General features: G+C 43.4%; 12 protein-coding genes, 1 tRNA gene and 2 pseudogenes. 6 read left to right on the top strand and 9 right to left on the bottom strand.

Annotation, left to right across the window (positions count from 1 at the left end):
- Window positions 1-107 precede the first annotated feature (107 nt).
- Complete coding sequence (locus tag H6F92_RS13885; RefSeq protein WP_242030135.1) at window positions 108-2,285, bottom strand: FG-GAP-like repeat-containing protein; 2,178 nt, start codon at window positions 2,283-2,285, stop codon at window positions 108-110.
- A gap of 442 nt (window positions 2,286-2,727) precedes the next feature.
- Between H6F92_RS13885 and H6F92_RS13880 the strand changes: the two genes are divergently transcribed.
- The 3 genes from H6F92_RS13880 (at window position 2,728) to H6F92_RS13870 (ending at window position 8,768) form a co-directional block, all read left to right on the top strand.
- Entirely contained in the window at window positions 2,728-6,183 is a 3,456-nt protein-coding gene (locus tag H6F92_RS13880) for a type ISP restriction/modification enzyme (protein ID WP_190358385.1), read from the top strand.
- Window positions 6,184-6,776: 593 nt separating this feature from the next.
- On the top strand, window positions 6,777-8,603 hold the full coding sequence (locus H6F92_RS13875; RefSeq protein ID WP_190358384.1) for a peptidoglycan DD-metalloendopeptidase family protein: 1,827 nt from the start codon (window positions 6,777-6,779) through the stop codon (window positions 8,601-8,603).
- 91 nt (window positions 8,604-8,694) lie between these two features.
- A tRNA-Met gene (locus H6F92_RS13870) sits at window positions 8,695-8,768 on the top strand.
- Window positions 8,769-9,638: 870 nt separating this feature from the next.
- Here the strand turns inward: H6F92_RS13870 and H6F92_RS13865 are convergent.
- Window positions 9,639-9,974: a XisI protein gene (locus H6F92_RS13865; RefSeq protein ID WP_002748301.1), complete on the bottom strand. Its 336-nt coding sequence runs from the start codon at window positions 9,972-9,974 to the stop codon at window positions 9,639-9,641.
- A complete protein-coding gene (locus tag H6F92_RS13860) occupies window positions 9,962-10,378 on the bottom strand; it encodes a XisH family protein (protein WP_002766354.1) in 417 nt (138 codons plus the stop codon). Before H6F92_RS13860 ends, H6F92_RS13865 begins: the two co-directional genes overlap by 13 nt.
- 378 nt (window positions 10,379-10,756) lie before the next feature.
- Here H6F92_RS13860 and H6F92_RS13855 point away from each other — a divergent pair, with 378 nt between their 5' ends.
- Entirely contained in the window at window positions 10,757-11,482 is a 726-nt protein-coding gene (locus H6F92_RS13855; protein ID WP_002748299.1) for a 2-phosphosulfolactate phosphatase family protein, read from the top strand.
- A gap of 83 nt (window positions 11,483-11,565) precedes the next feature.
- A complete protein-coding gene (locus H6F92_RS13850) occupies window positions 11,566-12,813 on the top strand; it encodes a bifunctional folylpolyglutamate synthase/dihydrofolate synthase (RefSeq protein WP_190358383.1) in 1,248 nt (415 codons plus the stop codon).
- On the opposite strand, the gene H6F92_RS13845 is transcribed toward H6F92_RS13850, so the two are convergent.
- The 6 genes and pseudogenes from H6F92_RS13845 to ndk all read right to left on the bottom strand — a co-directional run bounded on the left by H6F92_RS13845 (window position 12,787) and on the right by ndk (window position 21,606).
- A complete protein-coding gene (locus H6F92_RS13845) occupies window positions 12,787-14,376 on the bottom strand; it encodes a DUF3352 domain-containing protein (protein ID WP_190358382.1) in 1,590 nt (529 codons plus the stop codon). The two genes, H6F92_RS13850 and H6F92_RS13845, sit on opposite strands and share 27 nt — an antisense overlap.
- 175 nt (window positions 14,377-14,551) lie before the next feature.
- Window positions 14,552-15,700: a quinone-dependent dihydroorotate dehydrogenase gene (locus H6F92_RS13840; protein WP_190358381.1), complete on the bottom strand. Its 1,149-nt coding sequence runs from the start codon at window positions 15,698-15,700 to the stop codon at window positions 14,552-14,554.
- A gap of 410 nt (window positions 15,701-16,110) precedes the next feature.
- The gene (locus tag H6F92_RS13835) at window positions 16,111-16,986 is read right to left on the bottom strand and encodes a J domain-containing protein (protein WP_190358380.1); all 876 of its coding nucleotides are present in this window, start codon (window positions 16,984-16,986) and stop codon (window positions 16,111-16,113) included.
- 169 nt (window positions 16,987-17,155) lie between these two features.
- Complete coding sequence (dnaK, locus tag H6F92_RS13830; protein ID WP_190358379.1) at window positions 17,156-19,318, bottom strand: molecular chaperone DnaK; 2,163 nt, start codon at window positions 19,316-19,318, stop codon at window positions 17,156-17,158.
- 282 nt (window positions 19,319-19,600) lie between these two features.
- A pseudogene (locus H6F92_RS13825) lies at window positions 19,601-20,506 on the bottom strand (RluA family pseudouridine synthase); the annotation flags it as partial.
- 650 nt (window positions 20,507-21,156) lie between these two features.
- The gene (gene ndk, locus H6F92_RS13820; RefSeq protein WP_016515707.1) at window positions 21,157-21,606 is read right to left on the bottom strand and encodes a nucleoside-diphosphate kinase; all 450 of its coding nucleotides are present in this window, start codon (window positions 21,604-21,606) and stop codon (window positions 21,157-21,159) included.
- Window positions 21,607-21,883: 277 nt separating this feature from the next.
- Here ndk and H6F92_RS13815 point away from each other — a divergent pair.
- Window positions 21,884-22,014, top strand: a pseudogene (locus H6F92_RS13815) (ISAzo13-like element ISMae28 family transposase); the annotation flags it as partial.

Raw genomic sequence — 22,014 nt, 5'->3', positions numbered from 1 at the left:
ACCTCTCTCAATCGGCAAATTTGGGAACCTGTCCCTTTAAGTTGACACCAATGGTTACGAACTCACCCCAGTAAATGCTGGCTAGGTGTATTCAATAAAGTTCAGGATTAAATTAAATTAGTTCCACCTCCAAAACCTGCATACATAACTGATTGATCGGAAAGTTGATTTAAGCCAACATTAAAGTTGTATCCATCTGAATAAAGAATGGATACATCAGAGTTATTGTCAGCAATAGTTTCTTGACGTAAAATATCATCTTTACCATCCCCATTAAAGTCATTAATTATCAGGTTAGTGCCACCAGCAAAACTGGATACACAAGCCCATGACCACTGGGCAAGAGTAACAGGAGAGTTAAAACTATTCCCATTAGAATAATATATTTCAACGTCTCTGATCCCATCAGCATATTTTTCTTGGCGCAAGATATCGTCCTTTCCATCACCATTAAAATCCCCAACTAAGAGTTTAGTTCCACCTCCAAAACCTGCATACATAACTGATTGGTCATAAAGTTGATTTAAGCCAACATTAAAGTTATATCCGTCTGAATAAAGAATGGATACATCAGAGTTATTGTCAGCAATAGTTTCTTGACGTAAAATATCACTTTTTTTATCGCCATTGAAGTCACCGACTATTAGGTTAGTGCCACCAGCAAAACTGGATACACAAGCCCATGACCACTGGGCAAGAGTAACAGGAGAGTTAAAACTATTCCCATTAGAATAATATATTTCAACGTCTCTGATCCCATCAGCATATTTTTCTTGGCGCAAGATATCATCCTTTCCATCACCATTAAAATCGACTTTTCGTGATGTGTATCCCAATATCGGTAATACTGAACCACTAATCGAATACTGCCCCAAACTACCATAATCAGTGTAGCCAGTAGAAAGAGCAGATCCTTTGCCTACCCCATCAATTTTGAGGTAATAGGTTCCGGCTGCGACATTTGCTGTAATATTTGCTGATAATAAATCCGTCGGATTAGATGATGCAATTAGAGTTCCCGCAGAATTGTATAACTCTGCCAAAATATCTAAATTTGGTCCACGATTAAATGGATTCACCGTCAAACTAATCGCACCCGCACCTGTAGTAAAACTATAGAAATCTACATCCGTATTGCGCTCAATGATACCATTACCACTAACAGAAGTACCAGAAACCGTTAATGCTTTCGCAGTAGCAATTGTACTACCAGTATCATCGGTTCGGTAGCCAAAACCATTTTGGGTGGTAATAATTTGCAAATCATCTTGAGTATTATTAGCGGAAGCATACTCCCCTTTACTCCACTGGGATAGGTTCTGATAGTATCCTACTCCCATAATTGGTGCCCAGCCAGTATCCCCACTACCATGTCCTGCGTAGTATCCCTCACTGGGGGTAATTCGTCCATCATGGGATAGTCCGAGAGTATGTCCTACTTCATGGGAAATAGCTTCAGCCGTATATTTTTCGTTACCATTACCTAGTTGGTCATCAAAAACAAAGGTGGGAGTATCACTATTCCAGTTAAAAGAGCCAACGTAGGCAACTCCTCCTGCTCCAGCACCGAACCAGTCATAACTGCTCCCACCAATAGCAACACGCACACCCCAGCGAGTGTCACCAGTACCGCTTTTAATCAAATCATTGATATCCGTTGGAGCTTGAGTTGTGACATTAACATTAAAGGGGATGAAATCCTCCGCCACGCGCTGCCAAATATACTGGATTCTTTCTAGTTCAGCATTACTAAAAGACCCTGTATTGCCATCAAAATCGAAAGCAGGAGTAACAATATTAGCCTTATTATAGGCTGTATTCCAAGAAGTACCAGAAGTAGTATGCCCGTTAAAATCCAGATAAATTGTGTGATTTGCTCCTGCTAAGCTGTTAAGGGAGAAAGTTTGAGATAGATTTAAAGCGGCTGATACAGTGGCGGCTGACTGTTTCGGTTGATTCTTAACTAGATTCGGATCAAATGGAGGAAGAGCGCAGAATGAGCAGTTACACCCAGCAATGTGTTGTAAGTTACTTGAAACCAGAGAACTTAGAGATTGGCTAGTATTAAGCGATACAGACTGGGAATTTCCTGTCTTTAAGCCATTTTCCTGCACCGACTCAGCTAAAATTGCTCCTTTACGCCCAAGAGGATCTGTGTCATCAATCTGAGCATCAATGCCATGTCTTGTTCCTTCGTCAATTTGTTCTAAATCTGTAGATAAAAGCGTGATAGTAAGAGGATTGAGCAAACTGTCACGAACAACGAAATCAAGAAAATCAGCCATCTTTAATTTCCTCCAAAACAAGAGAGATCAATAATTAAGTAGGTAGGCGTTAAAAATTATCAGAGCCCCCGCCTATCAGCACCCCCCTTAATAAGCTATCCCTTATAGGGATCTTTCTTAACAATTTTTGCAGTAAGCACTCCAACCCTTATCCTGACTTGATTTCAGTTTTTTCTTTGTCAGTAAGGGTGTCAACAAGGAATATTACAAATTGTTAACCGAGTCTTGAAAGCCTTGTGCTACAAAGGTTTGAAATGTTAAGAAAGATGTGACTAAAGGACAGCTTAATAAGGGGGGTAGGGGGGATCGAACCTAAAATCGATTTTTAATTTAAATATAACCGGCTACTTACAATGGGAATTGTAACCGTTCAAAGCAGAAATGTTCAATCTTGTAACAAAATTTTATAAGATTAACCTTAATTATCTAGACCACAGTTTTTATGAATCCCCTCGTCAATTATTTTCGCAACCTGCACGAAATCCACTCCTCCCAAGCAGCGGTAAAAGAAACCTCCTACTACGGCACTCTCGAAACTCTCCTTAACGAAATCGGTAAAACCCTAAAACTGCGAGTGCGCTGCATTATCAACCTCAGAAATCAGGGTGCGGGATTGCCGGACGGGGGACTTTTTAACGTCGATCAATTCCCCAAAAATCAAGAATTAGAACCTTTTACGGCGATTTTTCCCGAAAGAGGCGCGATCGAGATTAAGGGAACCAAAGAAGATGTCAAAAAAATCGCCGCCAGCGAGCAAGTACAAAAATACTGGCAAAAATACGGTCAAGTATTAGTCACCAATTATCGCGATTTTCTGCTCATCGGCCGCAATAGCCAAGGTCAACCGGTAGAATTAGAAGCCTATAGTTTAGCCCCCTCAGAAGCCGAGTTTTGGCTAAAAACCTCAAATCCATCCAAATTCGCCGCCGAACAGGGTGATAGCCTCTTAGAATACCTAAAGAGAGTGCTTTTACAGGCGGCTCCTATCACCTCACCAGCCGATGTTGCTTGGTTTCTTGCTTCCTATGCGCGGGACGCAAAAGCACGCTTAGAACATCATTCCGATCTTCCCGCTCTGGCCAATATTCGTCAAGCTTTAGAAAATGCCCTAGGTATCAAATTTGAACAGGAACAGGGAAATAAATTTTTTCGTTCTACCCTCGTGCAAACCCTCTTTTATGGTTTATTTTCCGCTTGGGTATTATGGCACAAGGAAAACCTCAATCGCGAGGATAAGTTCGATTGGAAATCCGCAGCCCACCATCTCCATGTTCCCATGTTAGCGATCCTATTTGAGCAGATCGCTGCACCGAGTAAGTTAAAATCTTTGGGATTAGTAGAAGTCTTGAATTGGACTGGTGCAGCTTTAAATCGAGTGCGACGAGAGGAATTTTTTCGTCAATTCGATGAGGGACAAGCGGTACAGTATTTCTATGAACCATTTCTGCAAGCTTTTGATCCTGATTTACGCAAAGAATTGGGAGTTTGGTACACTCCTCCGGAAATTGTTCGCTATATGGTAGCGCGAGTCGATCGAGTTTTACGAGAAGAATTAAATATTGAGGACGGTTTAGCTAATCCCGATGTTTATATTCTCGATCCTTGCTGTGGCACTGGTGCTTATTTAGTCGAGGTTTTGCGCTATATTACCGATACTTTACAGGAAAATGGCGCGGGTGCTTTAGCCATGGCTTTGGTGAAAAAGGCAGCCATAGAAAGAATTTTCGGTTTCGAGATTTTAACCGCTCCTTTTGTCGTCGCTCATCTACAATTAGGTTTATTCCTGCAAAGTTTGGGTGTACCTTTAATAGAAGATAGTGAACGAGTCGGGATTTATCTGACTAATGCTTTAACCGGTTGGCAACCCCCCGATGAGGAAAGTAAACAGAAAATTCAACAGCTACAATTAAGTTTTCCGGAGTTAAATAAGGAACGAGAGGCAGCTGATGAAGTTAAGCGCGGTAAACCGATTTTAGTTATTCTCGGTAATCCTCCCTACAATGCTTTTGCTGGAACCAGTCCCGCAGAAGAAGCAGGTTTAGTAGAAGTGTATAAACAGGGTTTAATCTCCGATTGGGGGATTAAAAAGTTTAATTTAGATGAGTTATATGTGCGCTTTTTTCGTTTAGCGGAAAGATGTATTTCAGAAAATACTGGCAAAGGGGTTGTTTGTTATATTTCTAATTTTTCCTATCTCGGTGATCCTTCTTTTGTGGTGATGCGGCAAAGATTTTTACAAGAATTTGATCGTCTTTGGTTTGATTGTCTCAATGGTGATAGTCGCGAAACGGGAAAGTTAACCCCCGAAGGTAATCCAGATCCTAGTGTTTTTTCTACTCAATACAATAAGGAAGGAATTCGAGTCGGGACAACTATCGGATTAATGGTAAGAAAGGAAGTAAGGAATAAAAATGTTGATGTCTATTTTCGCCATTTCTGGGGAGTGGCTAAACGAGAACAGTTATTAGATAGTTTAAATAATCAAGATTTTGATGCTTTTTATCAAGTCTCTAACCCAGAACTATCTAATCGTTATTCTTTCCGTCCCTCCGATGTTTCCTCTCACTATTTAGCATGGCCAAAGTTAACAGATTTATCTGATGAAGCTCCAATTACAGGTTATAAAGAGAATCGAGGCTATAGTTTTATTGATAGTGATAAAACTATTCTTTCGGAAAGAATAAGTAAATACTTTAATCAAAATGTTTCATGGGAAGAATTAGCATCACTTAATACAGGTTTAACTAAAGATGTGGCTGGATTTAATGCCAAAAAAGCAAGAGATAAAGTCTTAAAGTTACGCGAAAAATTTAATCCTCAAATGCTGTTACCTTATCTGCTCAGACCCTATGAGGTTAAATGGTGTTATTATACTCAAATTACACCTTTATGGAACCGAGCAAGACCTTCGCTATTTATTCATCAATTTCAAGGTAATTCCTTTTTAGTCAGTCGTCCTGCTGGTGTAACTGAACCGGAAGGAGTTCCTATTTATTTTACCAAGTTTTTAACAGACTTTCATGTAATTCGAGGACAATCTCATCACTTTCCTATACGATTACGTCAAAATTCAGAGAAGGTGAATACAGAAGATAATACTCAAGGAAAATTATTCGATTCTGGTAACTTTAATAGTCCTTCAATAAAAGCTAATCTCTCGGAAAAATCTCGTCAATACTTAAATCAACTGGGTATTAATAATCTTGATGAAAATATCGAGAATGCTTCCTTAATTTGGCTGCACTCGTTAGCGATTGGGTACTCTCCCTTATATCTTCGGGAAAATGCCGACGGTATTCGTCAAGACTTCCCAAGAATTCCCCTTCCCAATAGCCAAGAATTATTAATTAAATCTGCCGAACTAGGACAAGCGATCGCCTCTCTTTTAGACACAGAAAACCCCGTTATAGGAGTCACCAAAAAACCGACCCCTGCACTGCAAAAAATCGCCTTGATTTCCTGCACTGATGGGGGAAATTTAAACCCAGATAAGGGGGATTTAATTATTAACGTTGGTTGGGGACACGGGGGGAAAAATGGCGTGACAATGCCGGGTAAAGGAAAAGCGATCGCCAGACAATATACAACCACAGAAATGAGCGTAATTAGCCCAGAAATGCGAAAATTATTAGGAACCAAAACCTATGATATTTATCTCAACGATCGAGCCTATTGGCAAAATATACCGGCCCGGGTTTGGGAATATACTATCGGGGGTTATCAAGTCATTAAAAAATGGCTAAGTTATCGCGAGGAAAAATTATTAGGACGGGGATTAACTATCGCAGAAGTGCAGGAAGTCAGCGAGATGACTAGAAGAATTACTGCGATTATTCTCCTAGAATCAGATCTAGATGATAACTACCAAAATATCAAAACAGCCGTGTATTCTTTTTAATTAGGGTTGGCTGATTAAATCTAAAAACCTTGTGGGAGGCGAAATTTTGACTTTTTCCCTGAAAATCGGTAAAATCCCACACCCCACACCCTACACCCTACACCCCACACCCCACACCCCACACCCCACACCCCACACCCACGAAAAACTTTTTGCCGCAAACCCTAATTATTGCCCCCCCAATAGCTATCGTTGCTCTTTTCGAGCAGCGAATCATTAATAATTTCTTTCTAAACGGCAAAACCGATAAAAATTTTCTATCAAAAAACTGGCAAAAATTGGCAGGACGAAAAATGCTGATCAGCTTGGAACATCTGAGATAGAGCATCGTCTATCTGGACATTCAAAATGTCACCAACTTGCCGTGATCCCGGTGCTAATGGTCAGAGGGAGACTTGCATGATTGCCAAATCTAAGTTAATCTCACCTAAAAGTCACCTTTAGGTATTTTGACTAAAAAGAAAGTGGCCTAACTTCTACTCTAGCCTCAAGGCTAATGCTGAAAGCTAGAATCATCGGCTGAATTGACTGGTTCTAGCTAACTCTTTACACCACAGGAGGTCTGTTTGAAAGAGACTTTTATCCACAACCCCATGACATCCGCTACCCCAGAACAGAATTGCACTGCTGAGTCTAACCGAGTCCGTTGCTCGGCTGCCCTGCTGGGATTAGCACTCTCTCTGGGAGTACCTAGCATTCTCAACTCCACCTCAGAATCAGCCCAGGCCGCCAATTCTGTACCCTTAGAATGGGAAGTAATTGACCTGTCCCAAAAAGCAAAAGGTGCGGGTAAAGAACTAAAAGAACCGCAAATAATCCAATCCCAAGCACTTGCTACCGTCAAATTCATCGCCACATCAGTGGTTGAGCATCAGGTAAAACCGGGAGAATCCCTGTGGAGTTTAGCCGACACCTATCAAACCACCCCCACAGCGATCGCTACCCGCAATAATCTCTCCCCCCATTCCGATCTGATTATCGGACAAACCTTAAAAATTCCCACTCCTGAGCAGTTGCCCCCGGCAGCCCCGGCAGCAACTCCTGAGCAGTTGGATAGTTCCTCTGCTAGTCTGCGTCAAACCCGTCAACGTCTCCAAGAAAGTTTGGCCGCCTTGCGAACCGAGGAAAACCCCCATCAGTCCAATTCCGGGGAAACGGTAATCGTCACCGAAACTACCGCTCTCGTTCCCGATAATTCGCCAACTAGCGTCGAGATTCCCGTTACTGCTCCCGAAGAATCCCCCCGACCAACTGGCCAGGTGATCCCGATTCCCGTTCCCACCCCTGAAAGCGATCGCCCGGTAGCCACAATTCCCGTTAATCCTCCCTTAACCAGCAGACCGGAAATTCCCAGCGTCGCCCTACGAAATCCGGCTCCTGTGACTGAAATTCCCGCCGTTCCCAATCCTCGGGTCATAGTTCCCCCAGAAAACCAAGTTTATCGGGTTCGGCCCGGGGATACCTTAAACACGATCGCTCGCGCTCTCGGCATCACCCCCGCCGAATTAGCCAGGGAAAACGGCATTGACAACCCCAATCAGATTAAAGTTAATCAAACCCTAGTGATTCCCGATCGCTCTGCCAACGCTAGAGTTAATCAAAATCTTACCCCCTTAGTCGGCGATCGCCCTAGATTGTCCTTTAACCCCAGCAATCGGCAAAATTTGCCCGCCGCCACCGCCACCACGGGGACGGAAGAATTCCCCGAAAATATCACCGGCAGCTATCGGGAAAGACTGCGCCAAGAGGTGGCTAATCTGCGGGAAACTAATCTTTCGGAAACCCAGAAAAGTATCGCTATTCCCGTCGATAATCCCACAGAAACCCTCGATGAGCCGCAAATAACCCCTAATCCCCAATGGACCGCCCTTCGTTCGCGTTCTAACCAAAGCACCCCCCCCCAGATTATCGGTTCGGCTCCTACCAATGTGGAAGAATATAATGACCGCCTCCGAATTCCCGTCGGCGAAACCGTAGAACCTTCCCTTCCTCCCCTCACTAATCCCGATGAGTATTTACCCAATCCCGCCCCGATTTTTACCGGCTTTATCTGGCCCACTAGAGGTGTGTTAACCTCCGGTTTCGGTTGGCGCTGGGGCAGACCTCATCGCGGCATCGATATCGCCGGTCCAGTGGGTACACCAGTTGTGGCGGCGGCTGCCGGTGAAGTAATCGCCTCCGGTTGGAATTCGGGTGGTTATGGCAATCTGGTGAAACTGCGTCACCCCGATGGTAGCGTCACTCTCTATGCCCATAACAGCCGTCTGCTGGTGCGTCGCGGCGAAACTGTTCAGCAAGGTGAGCCAATCGCCCATATGGGTAGCACCGGCTTTAGCACCGGCCCCCACCTCCATTTCGAGGTTCACCCCTCCGGCCAGGGCGCAGTTAATCCCATCGCTTTCCTGCCAGGCAGACGTTAAAGATGCCCGCCAAGGGAAGAAAAAATCTTCCCTTTTTTGCTCTTGTGCAATTGGGTGATTGTGTGTTATGATTGATAACTGTGTAAACAACGGCTTAGTAGCTCAGTTGGTCAGAGCAGGGGACTCATAAGCCCAAGGTCGGCAGTTCAAATCTGCCCTGAGCCATTTTAGGAAAACCTAAGTGTAGAATTTGAGAAATACAGAACTGTGCCTGAAGATTGTCAAAAAAATATAAAGATTTCCCTTTTAGCCAGAAAAATGTAGCTTAGGATACAATTTATCCCTGATAACTTATAACTGTTCACCGAACCCAGCAAAATCTCCCCAACACCAGTCCCCCACTAACCCCCTTTTTTGATTCTTGGAAATTCGCACCCATAAGTAATGGGAAAGGACTTGACTTTGCTGGCGACTTGCGCTATGCTTTTCTTATAATGGGAATCCGTGCAAAATTTTTTTAGACGCATAGATTCCCATTATGAATAAAATCTTTTAAAAATATTATCCCAAAATCTGCCGATAAAAGCAAGCAAAATTTTGCCGAATTTGGTCTGATACTAAATCTGCCTTTTGCATGAGTAGAAAACGGGTTTCTCGGAGAAACCCGTTTTCTGTGCGGTATGACTCACCACATCTTGATCTGCGAGCGCATCCTGTCAGGGCGAAGCAGTCGGACAATAACCTATCGCTGAAACCGTAGATTTTCTATCCCAATGCTTCGCCCCTACTTTTTCAGCCAACCCATAATTAATGGGGAAGGACTTGACTTTGCCGGCGACTTGCGCTATGCTTTTCTTATAATGGGAATCTTTGCAAAATTTTTTTAAGCGCACAGATTCCCATTATAAATAAAATCTTTTAAAAATATTATCTCAAAATCTGCCGATAAAAGCAAGCAAAATTTTGCCGATAATTGTTAAGTTTTGTTAACAAAAAAATACAGAAAGGTAAAAAAATCGAAATCTCTTGCTGATCCTGTTTGTCGCCTAAGCTATGATTAGGTTAGGCGAATTTGGCGCTTTTCTCTGATTAAGATTAACCCACCGCAAACCCTGTATATTCTCTGACTAGGGGTTCATGAAAGGCTAAAACAATATCTTCTTTAGGAACACCTAAATTAACTAATTCATTGGCAATTCCTACCTCAGTGCCATCATGTTGTATCCAGATTTTACCTTTTTTAATATCGAGATGCAAAACACAACCATGATATCTTCGTCTATTTTTCCAGCCAACATACATCAATTGATAGTGATCGCCAACTGTATCAAAAATCAATTGTTGTTCAATCGGATCTTTAGATGAACCTATCTGAGAATATTCAGTAATGACTTGCTTGACATAGTGACGATATTGTTCTAATTTTTCCATGCGACAATTACCTCCCCAATCGGATCATAAATAATCAGGTAAATTTGAAATCGTTTAACGACAGTTTGAATAAATCGCAATTCAAAAAAACTATAATAAATATCTAAGGGAACAGCTAAATATAACTGTCTTTTAGGTTCTTTTTCTTCTAAAGCAACCCGATAATTAAAGAATTGTCCAATGGCAGTATGAAATTCTGAAATACTGGATTTACCGATAAAACTTTTAATTTCAACGGCTATCTTTTCATTGTCTTTTTCTGCGGCTATCAGTTGCTCTGCTCCTAAATCGACATACATTTCTACATCACCCACTTCAATCCTTAAAGGGTCATCCGTAATGATCCAACCCTCTTTTTCTAATCCTTTTCTCACTGCACCATGAAAACGATCTTTAGCAGACATGAATCTTGAAGTTAGCAGGCATAATAATTATTAATTATAACATTTCGTTATGATGATCGATCTGGGGTGAGAACATCCCAAACCCTATTGACAATTGACCAATTTTGTGATCCGCGTGGGCATTTCAACTGATAAGCTAAGACGTATTTAAACCGCTTATTCTGAGATTAGCCCCTCAACCCCCCACCCCCCCTGCCCCCCCGACATCGGGGGGGTATTGCCTCTTGCTTGATCTCCACCAGCAATTTGAATGACGAACAGCTTAACTAGCTGACATCCATCGTGATAAAATCGGCCTTGTCTTTCTTCTGCCCGCGCGAAGCCGAGCGGCGGTATGTTGAGCTTATTTCCCCTTTTACTTTTTACTTGGTATAACTCGTGCAGGTTTTCATTTATCATACTCCCGAACTTACCCCCGTCCATACTCTACCCGATTGCGCCGTCGTTATCGATGTTTTAAGAGCGACAACCACGATCGCCACTGCCCTCAATGCCGGTGCAGAAGCAGTGCAAACCTTCAGCGATCTGAAAACCCTGATGCAGGTGAGTGATACCTGGCAACCAGAAAAACGTCTCCGAGCAGGAGAAAGAGGTGGCGCGAAAGTAGAAGGCTGCGATCTGGGCAATTCTCCCCTCGATTGTACCCCTGATTTAATGAAAGGTCGTCGTCTGTTTATCAGTACCACTAACGGCACTCGCGCTCTGCAAAGAGTGGAAGAATCCCCAATCGTGATCACTGCGGCTATGATCAATCGGCAAGCTGCCGTTAATTACTTATTGGATAGGCAGCCCGACACCGTCTGGATTGTTGGCTCTGGTTGGGAAGGTGGTTATTCTCTGGAAGATACGGCCTGTGCTGGAGCGATCGCCAATGCGCTACAAGAACAATCGGGGCAAATGGCGATCGGTAATGATGAGGTGATCGCCTCGATCGCTCTTTATCGTCAATGGCAAAATGATCTTTTAGGAATGTTCCACAGTTGTAGTCACGGTCAGCGCCTCTTGCGTCTCCACTGTCAAGAAGATTTAAAATACTGCGCTAATATTGACTCTCTTGATGTTTTACCGATCCAAAAAGAACCGAGCATTTTAGTCAAACTTTAGACATTGCCACCCACAGAAAGGGTTATCCGTGCCGGTAGGAGCATCAATCCTACCCGGATTCCTTTATTTATAGTTTGCCAACCATGACTATCGATTCTTTACTGCAATCTTTTCAGCGTTTTGGGGTTAATCTCGGTTTAGAAAGAATAAAAAATCTGCTGGAGATTTTAGGCAATCCCCAAGATCAAATTCCGATTATTCATGTCACGGGAACTAATGGCAAAGGTTCGGTTTGTGCCTATCTATCCTCTATTCTCAGCACTGCCGGTTACAAAGTCGGACGTTATATTTCTCCCCATTTAATTGATTGGACGGAAAGAATCTCTATTAATGGCGAAAATATTGAAACCGCGACTTTAGAAAACCTGCTTAAAGATATAGAATCGCTTATCGATCCCCAGCAGGAAAGTCCTACTCAATTTGAGGTAATTACTGCCGCTGCTTGGCTGTATTTTGCCAGAGAAAAGGTGGATATTGCCGTGATGGAAGTGGGTTTAGGAGGAAGATTAGATGCGACTAATGTTTGCGCTCAACCTTTAGTTACTGTCATCACTTCTATTAGTCGGGAACATTGGCAAAATTTAGGGCCGACGGTTGCAGATATTGCCGGCGAAAAAGCAGGGATATTAAAAGCAAATTGTCCCGCAGTTATCGGACAATTACCGGAATCAGCGCAGGGGGTAGTTAGGGAGAGAATCAAGCTGTTAAATTGTCCGACGGTATGGGTAGAAGCTGCCGAAAAAATTGCCGATAATCGTGCTAAATATCAAGGGTTAGAATATCCTTTATCCTTAGCGGGAGATTTTCAATTAACTAATTCGGCTATAGCGATCGCTGTTGTTAATATTTTACGTCAGCAAGGTTGGCAAATTAGCGATGAAGTCGTGCAAGAAGGAATGGCAAAAACTCGCTGGTTAGGACGTTTACAAACCGTTAATTGGTGTCAGCGAGAAATTTTAATAGATGGCGCTCATAATCCTGCTGCTGCTATTGGTTTAAGGCAGTATGTAGATAGTTTAAAGGCTCCAAAAATTATCTGGGTGATGGGAATTTTATCGACTAAAGATCATCGAGAAATATTCCAAGCTTTGTTAAGAAAAGGCGATAGTTTATATTTAGTTCCCGTCCCCGATCATAGCAGTGCCAATCCTGAAACCTTAGCGGAATTAGCGACCTCAATTTGTCCAGAATTATCTCACCTAGAGACTTGTTCCGATGTATTTCTAGGACTAAAAAAAGCCATCCAAGAATCTGCCGATAGTCAGATAATTCTCTGTGGATCGCTTTATTTAGTCGGTTACTTTTTAGGGAGTTTGCTTCAGGGAAAATAAAACATCAATTTTACTGGTGGTTTTATCAGGCATAGTGGCAGTAATTCCGATCCCGCGTACCGATTCTAAAAAGGCCTTTGCTTCCGGGGTTAATTCCCCGGCAGGAAGATTATTAATTCCCCCTGCTTTAGCGATAATTTGCTCCACATCGATGAAAAAATAACCGAGATTATTTTTAGGCAAATTTGCGATCGATGCTTGGAAATTCTCACTTTTGCTAATCGGTTGATTCGGTTGCGGTTGATAGGGAATTCCGACGGTCATTTTTAGGGTATCATTATTAGGCCAAGCATAGGTTAAAATAGCTTGTTCTTCCGCTTTCCATTCAGTCACATCTTGGCCAGAAATTTGACTGTTTTTTATGGTGATAAAGGGAACAGTTTTCACCAATTCATTTAACTTATCGAGGGTAGTTTTTGCCGCTTTATGATCGCCGGTTTGCCAGATCATCATTCCCCCAAAACCTAACCCTCCCACCCCTTGCTGGTTGGGGATAATTCCGAAAGCAAATTCTCGATCCATCCAGTTAAAAACTTCTTTATCCGCGTCAAGGGTTGCCATCTGAAAATTCTCACGGATCTGACGTAGAAAAGCTTGTAATTCTGGGTTAGTTTGGGACTGTTTTTCTGCTTCTTCCCATCCCTGTTTAAGATTATTACCGCTCCAGAGTGCAATGGTATCTCCGGGTAAATAATTTAAAACTTGATTTCTGCTGGGGGAAGGTAGGTTAGAAATAGTTTCAGGAGCAAGTTTAGCCACCATTTGTAACTGTAATCCCGTATCGGTGACACCCACTCCTGCGACAATATCCTGAATTTTTGCTAATTCTTGCCGACTTTGGGGAGATAAATTAGCATCTGCTCCCAATATTTTGGCATAATCATCAATATAAATTGTTGCTAGGGTATTGGGTAGGTTGAGGGATTGGGAAAGCAGTTTTCTCACTTCCGGTTTACTGCTAAAAGATGGCTGTCCTTGGTAGGTATCGATCGCCGCTTCTAACACCTTTTTATCGTAGGATATCAACAAAAAATCGCCAGTAACGGCAGTATAAATGGTGGTATTATCCTGCCAATCTATAGCAGTAATTGTAATACCTTTGTAGTCACTGGTGCTAGTTTTGCGATTAACTTTTTGTCCTAGTTGTTTCTGGAATTCTGACGCTTTAATTTTATCTTTGATGCCGATAACCGTTAATAATTCCGATTGTCCGGGGGTAGCTGCGGGAAGGAAAGCAAAGCTAATACTACCGATCCAAGGTTCAACATCCCTTCGATAATCAATCTTATCGGTGAAGATATTTTTTTGTAACTCTTCTAGTCCTTGACTAACCGCAGTTCGCGATTCTGGTGTACCATATTTAGCTAACACTGACCAAGCTTTTGCATCCGTGGAGACAAAACTACTAGCGAAAGCAGTTTCTGGGATAACTTTTGCCGATTCTAAGGGGGTGAATCTTTGCCAAGGTAGTTGTCCTCGTAGATAAAGATAGACACCTCCTGCGGTTACTGCTGTTAGTCCTAGGACGACTAAACAACCGGGTAAAAATGATTTTTTTGACATAGAATTGTGGTTTGGTTAAAAAGTTCCATACTTGGCGATCGATTTTTATCTAGCTGTAGTCTTTAGAGCAGTCCTATTGTAGTTATCCTAATTATCTTATCTTATCCCCAAAGGGAACAGATAACATTTTAGCTAATTTTTCCGACATTCTTGCTAATTACCGGAGAAAATTGGCTCATCCTCGGTTAGCTTGCCAACCCACCGCTTGATTAATATTAGTCAACCCATTAGCCTCTAATTTTTCTGTTAATCCTTGTAAAATATTTGATACTAGCCAAGGTCCTCGATATAACCAACCGGTATAAATCTGTAATAAACTCGCACCGGCGGTAATTTTTTCCCAAGCATCATCGACAGAAAAAATACCTCCCACTCCAATTATCGGTAAATTGCCTTCGGTTTGCTGATAGATAAAACGGATCACTTCCGTGGAACGTTCCCGCAAAGGTTGCCCACTAATTCCCCCTGCTTCTTCAGTGATTGGTTTACCAGTTTCAGGCAGAATTGTGGTTTTTAATCCCGTGCGTTTAGTGGTGGTATTAGTAGCGACAATTCCAGCTAATTGGTAGGAGAAAGCTAACTCAATAATTGTTCTGATATCCTCCCATTCTAAATCGGGAGAAATTTTCACTAATAGGGGTTTTCTGCCTTGATTTTCTGTTTGTAAAATGTCGAGGATTTTATCGAGTTGTTCCCCACTTTGCAGGGAACGCAAACCGGGGGTATTGGGAGAACTAACATTAACGACAAAATAATCAGCATGGGGGAATAAATAGCGAAAACTGCCTAAGTAGTCCTCTGGAGCCTTTTCTAGGGGCGTATTTTTCGATTTACAGAGGTTAATACCGATGGGAATCTGTCGGGGTTGTCGTTGCCAAGATTGCTGGAGAGTTGCCGCTAGAACCGGCGCTCCGAGGTTATTTGCCCCCATACGGTTTAATCCCGCCAAATCTTCCGGTAAACGAAATAATCTCGGTTTTGGGTTGCCCGGTTGCCCTTCTAGGGTGACAGCACCCACCTCGGCAAAACCAAAGCCGAAATTATGCCAAAGTCCTGCCCCTAAACCGTCTTTATCGAATCCTGCCGCTAATCCGACCGGATTGGGGAAATTTAACCCCCAGAGGCTTTGCGATAGGCGAGAATCGCTAAAACTGAGGGATTCTGATAATTGGGAGATTAACCATTGTCCCCAAAATTCCCCCCGCGAGCGATCGATTTTTTGCAGAGTATTTAATAATTGTTTTTGGGTTCCCTCTAAATTGCCCCGAATAGCCTTAAAAGCTAGAGGATAAAAAGGTTGAATTGTATCAATTATATTTATCATAAAAAGACAGGAATTAAGGGTATTTTTCAGTTATCAGTTATCAGTTATCAGTGGGGAGACCACTTCGTGCGCGACGTTCGGACGTTTGGCGAAGCTCAGTCGATCCGTTGCGGGGGAGCAGGGAGAAAAAGCTGTCTTCTGAATACTAACCAGGCTCTTCGTTACTTGGTATGGTTCGATAGGGGGGCATAAATCGAGTAAATCCTTATCTGGCAAGAGACTTAATTGATTAGTTCGCTCTAGAGCAAAAACAATTGACAAAAATCGCTAAATGCCTTTCTATATAAGGGTTCCATCCCTTATAACCCCCGTCCATTGCATAACACAAACCGAAGAGCCACTAACCACTGAATACTGATAACCGACTTCTGATCAATAAAAAATAGACCGTAACCCACCTAGCATAATCTTTATAAACCTTGACGAGGATTAAAAGTTTCGATCGCCCGTATTTTTTGATAAAGTTCTAATTCTTGGGGGCTAGGATCGGGAGGATTAACTAAGAGAATTTCCACTAATTGATCGCCCCTCTCTCCTTGGGAAGTGGGATAACCTTTATTAGCCAAACGTAATCTTTGACCGCTTTTAACTCCCTTAGGAATCATCATTTTAACTAAACCGTCAATGGTGGGAATTTCCACAAAACCGCCCACAATTGCCTCGCTAGGAGTAATCGGTACTTGACAGACAATATCGGAACCTTGAATCTTAAAAAAGGGATGCCTAGCGATAGTTATTTTTAAATATAAATCACCCCCTTCAATACCCTGACCTTTGAGACGAATTTTCTGCCCATCGATCATGGCTGCCGGCATATCTACCTCTATTGATCTACCATCTTCCAGACGAATTCTTTGTCTGCCACCTTGATAGGCTTTCTCTAAAGGTAAAGTTAATTTTGCCTCCACATCTCGACGAGTTAAACGGGGAGAGGAGGCAATTTTAGCGCGCTTAGTGTTAAGGTTACTAAAATCTCTAAACTTCCATAAATCCTGTTCTGTACGGGTGATTTTTCCATTACCGTTACTATTGGCTTTTTCCCCCGGACGTATCCCGCGGCGCTTAATCCCCGTCAAGGAACGATTATACTCAACCCGTTTTTCTTCATCGGAGAGAACATCGTAAGCTTCATTAATATCTTTAAACTTTTCTTCGGCCGATTTATCCCCCGGATTAACATCAGGATGATATTGGCGCGCTAGTCGTCGAAAAGCCTTTTTGATCTCGTCACCAGTAGCCGTGCGAGATACTCCTAAAACATCATAATAATTAACTAATTGTGGCATATATTCAGTTATCAGTTATCAGTTATCAGTTATCAGTTATCAGTTATCAGTTATCAGTTATCGGTTATCAGTTATCAGTTATCAGATTTGAGTTTTAAGTGAGCAGTATTAAATAGTAGTTTCCCACTGCCTTTTCACTGATTACTGATCACTGTTTACTGATCACTGATTAAAACCAATCATCATCCTCATCATCCCAGTTATTTTGGGGGGGAATATTGCGGGAACGATTGCCGCTGCTGCGGTTACTTTTACTATTGTTATAACTTTTTTCCTCCGAAGGGGGGGGACTTGACCAATCGCTATCGCGGCCATTATAGTAATTGTCCTGATTGCGGGGGCGATAACTATCTTGATTAGCCGAATAATTGGGTCGATAATCACTTTGATAACCCGGTGTACCCGGACGATAATCCTGGCGATAACGATCGCGACGCGGTTCGGAGGGAAGATCATCTTCCTTATCTCCAGTAAAAGTCTTGCGAATAGCGCTAAAAAAGCCCTCATCTTCCTCGTCGTATTGTAGCCGTACCTCGCGATTTAATTCATAGATTACATCCTGTAGGTCCGCCTGGGCGCGATCAAGGCGACGGTCATCATTTTTCTCCAAAGCGTCGATAATTTCCGTACTCAAAGACTCAATTTGACGACGATAGGAACGGGTAAACTCATTACCAAAATCGAGAGTAACATCTTTTAAGCGTCGTTGGGCTTGATCCACCAGAGAGCGGGCGCGATTGCGTTTATCCACCTTTTCGCGACGGGTACGATCTGCTTCGGCAAATCGGGCAGCATCGCCGATCATGCGGTTAATTTCCCCTTCGCTGAGGGTAGAAGCGCCTTGAATGGTGACACTTTGCTCCCGTCCGGTCATTTTATCCCTAGCGGTGACTTGTAGAATACCGTTAGCATCGATATCGAGGGACACCTGCACTTGGGGAATACCCCGGGGCGCGGGGGGGATACCGGTTAATTTAAAACGTCCCAGGGATTTATTATCGCTGGCCATTTCCCTTTCCCCCTGCAAAACGTGGATTTCCACCACAGTTTGATTATTTTCGGAAGTGGAAAAAAGGTCAGATCTGCGGACGGGAATAGTGGTATTGCGGGGGATTAACTTTTTCATCACACCGCCGATGGTTTCTAAACCCAAGGATAAAGGGGTCACATCGAGGAGCAGCACGTCTTTGACCTCGCCGCCCAAAATTCCCGCTTGAATAGCCGCCCCGACCGCTACAACCTCATCAGGGTTAACATTTTGATTGGGTTCCCTATCGATAAAACTCCGCACCAAATCCTTCACCACCGGCATCCGCGTGCCGCCGCCCACCAGTACCACTTCGTCTAATTGGACGGGGGACAAACCGGCATCGGAAAGGGCCCGTTTGAGAGGACGACGGAGACGACTGATTAAATCGCCGCATAATTCCTCAAATTGGGCCCGACTCAGGCGAGTTTCGATGTGTTTAGGCCCGTCTTCCGTGGCGATGATAAAGGGTAGATTAATATCGGTGACGCTGACCCCAGATAGTTCAATTTTGGCTTTTTCTGCCGCTTCTGTGAGTCTTTGTAAGGCTTGCCGGTCTTGGCGCAGCTCCACGCCTTCCTGTTCCAAAAACTGATTGGCTAACCAATCGACGATTCTTTTATCGAAATCATTACCGCCTAATTGGGTGTCGCCACTGGTGGCCTTCACCTCAAAAACGCCGTCACCCACTTCCAGAATAGAAACATCAAAAGTACCGCCCCCCAGGTCAAAAACGAGGATTTTCTTGCTTTCCTGTTCATCGAGACCGTAGGCCAGGGCAGCGGCGGTGGGTTCGTTGAGAATCCGCAGCACTTCTAACCCGGCAATTCGGCCCGCATCCCGGGTGGCTTGACGTTGGGAGTCATTAAAATAGGCGGGGACAGTGATGACGGCCCCAGTGACTTCTTCCCCTAGATAACGGCTGGCTTCTTCGGCTAATCGGCGTAAAACTAGGGCGGAAATTTCTTCGGGGGCGAATTCTTTTTGCAGACGGGGGCATTTAATTTTGATACTGCCCATCTCATCCCGGCGGATGGTGTAGGGGACGCGCTTCGATTCGGGGTTTAATTCCGAGTAGCGACGACCTATGTAGCGTTTGACTGCATAGTAGGTGTTTTGGGGATTGAGTACCCCTTGTCGCCGGGCCATTTGACCGACCACTAACTCCCCATCTTTATTAAAACCGACCACAGAAGGGGTGGTTCTCATGCCCTCTGAGTTGGCGATGACCACTGGCTTTCCGCCTTCCATCACGGCGACGACGGAGTTAGTTGTCCCTAGATCAATGCCTACTACTCTACCCATGCTTGTTTTTGTCTCCCCCTAGATTTCGATAACTTCGGGACTTTTACCTTCGATCGATAGTTTAAATCGCTTAATGCTTGTTGACAATATTGTATCGAATTGTGTTAGTTTCTCGCTATCGTTTAGGGGGGATTAAGGGTGTGATTACCGAAGTGGTCTTTTAGTGACTCTGGCGATCGAGCTTGGGGGGTTTTAAATAGGGTCTGCGGCAAAAAGTTTTTCCTGGGGGCAGAGTGTGGGGTGTGGGGTGTAGGGTGTGGGGAGTTTTCTCAGTGAACTGATAACTGATAACTGATAACTGATAACTGATTCCGGCGGCGCTGGACAACAAATAGAGATTCTTTCCCCTGTACTGGGGTGATTGAAAAGGATTTGATTGGCATGGAGATAATAACCACCATCTCCCGGCACTGCATCCGGTCGCGGTAATCCCCCCAGACCATACAAGGGATCACCGATTAAAGGATAGCCAAAAAAGGCCAGATGAATGCGAATTTGATGGGGTCTGCCCGTAAAAATTTGTACTTCTAATAGGGTACTATCGGGATGTTTTTTTAAGACTCGACCATCACTGCGGGCCGATAACCCATCTGCGAGCGCACCGTAAACATAGCCTAAAATGGGATGGGCGATTTTCCCGATCGCTTGATTAATAGTAAAATTATCTGGTATGTCGCCCCGACCCACTAAAGCTCGATATATTTTGGTAATTTTCCCCTCTCGCATCTGTTGACTCAATTTAGCTCTGGCGGGCTTTGATTTCGCCATTAAGACTAGGCCCGAAGTGCCGCGACCAAGACGATGAATTGGATAGGGAGTGACATCGGCATAATGCTGATGTACCAGATGGATAAGAGTATGTTCGAGAAATCCACCCCCCGCTAACACCGGTAATCCCGAAGGTTTCGCCACCACTAACACCTCGGCATCCTCGTAGAGTACCTCAAAAAAGAGCGGTACATCCGGTTCTGTCCAAGGCGGGCGCTGATAGGTCAATTGCTGCCCGATTTCTAAGACTGTATCGGGGCCAGCGGGACGACCGTTGACTAGAATTGCTGCCGATAAAATGCGATCGAGCCATTCTTCTGGGCTAGAATGGGGATATTTGCCCGTATAGTAGGCTAATAAGCTTAATCCTGCCTGATTTTTGCTAATTTTATCTCGATAAATCCAGCCTTGATTGGGCATTGGGGAAGTGGGGTGTGGGGTGTGGGGTGTGGGGGAATGGAGTGTGGGAAGAATAAATAAAAATAATCTCCTGACTCCTGACTCCTGACTTCTGACTCCTATCTCCTAACTCAATGTTAGACAAAGATAAGCAAAAATTATTCATTGACTCCAAAAACTTGAGAATATTTAAATTAACATTTCGCAATATTTACAAATTCTTAAAAATTAATTGAGAAAGATTTTTATTTAACAACGATGTTACAATGGTTACAGCGATTTTACTGAATCTCATAATGGGGTATTTTGTGCTTTTTTAGGCAGCAAGGGTTTCAACCCTTGCCACACCTAGAGAGTGATCCTAATTCAGACAGGTAAATTAGTCAATTTCACCCACAACGATGATCTTTTTTTTGTGTAGTTTTATTGCAAAAAAAAAGTTTTTTTGACAAAAAGCACAAAGTATGTAGGAGGAGTTGTTGCAGAGTGGGGAAGTGGGGAAGTGGGGAAGTGGGGAAGTGGGGGAATTTCAACCAAAACCCTAAAACCCTAAAACCCTAACACCCCAACACCCCCCGCAACGCGCACGCAATGACCACCCTATCAACCCAAAACCCTATCTCCTATTTCCTGACTCGGAGAATACTGACAACCGACAGCTTCAAAGGGATTTACTCTACTACCCAGGGAGTGATGGCGGGAGTCCAATTAGCCAATTCTGCATCGCTAAACCAGAGACTAACTTCATCTTTGGCGGTATCTAGACCATCGGAACCATGGATAAGATTGCGTCCGACACTAATGCCAAAATCACCGCGAATCGTACCAGGTTCGGCATTGAGAGGATTAGTGGCGCCAATAATTTTTCTAGCGGAGGCAATTACTCCTTCTCCTTGCCAAACCATGGCTACCACGGGGGAGGAAGTAATAAAATCGACCAACGAAGGGAAAAAGGGTCGTTCTTTATGAACAGCGTAGTGTTTTTCCGCTAATTCGCTAGAAACCTGCATCATTTTCAACCCAACCAGCGTAAAACCTTTAGCTTCAAAGCGTTGAATAATTTCCCCCACCAGATTGCGCTGCACACCGTCGGGTTTAATCATTAAGAAAGTGCGTTCCATACTGCCTCTTAAAATTTAGCCATAAATTGTCACAAAACCCAGATTAACCCGGAATGGCATTCTAGAGAATGGCAGAATTTTCGCTTAAATTGCTGAGTCAGCTTGCTGTCGGATTTACAGCAGTTAAGGGACTTCCAAAAAATAAACTATTCATGCTCAAGAATAATAATCATTCTCGGAGTGTAGGAGGTAGGGGTCGATGGTTGCCTCCTCCTGCCAATTTTGTAGTAGAATTAATCCTGTACATTATTAATCAAGTTTTTCTTTGTAAGTGTATATGGAATTAACTGATTCCCTCAAGAAATTGCTCAGTGAAACTGCACTTCAATTAAAAGGTGCAGCTAAAAGAAGATTCATGGCCCAAACAGTCTTAGAATTAGGCTATGGGGGACAAACCCTTGCTGCACA

This window comes from Microcystis wesenbergii FACHB-1317, from assembly GCF_014696875.1.
In the GTDB taxonomy this organism is placed as follows: domain Bacteria; phylum Cyanobacteriota; class Cyanobacteriia; order Cyanobacteriales; family Microcystaceae; genus Microcystis; species Microcystis wesenbergii_A.
The sequence above is the reverse complement of the archived record's forward strand: the minus strand, read 5'-3'. Positions and strand labels throughout refer to the sequence as shown.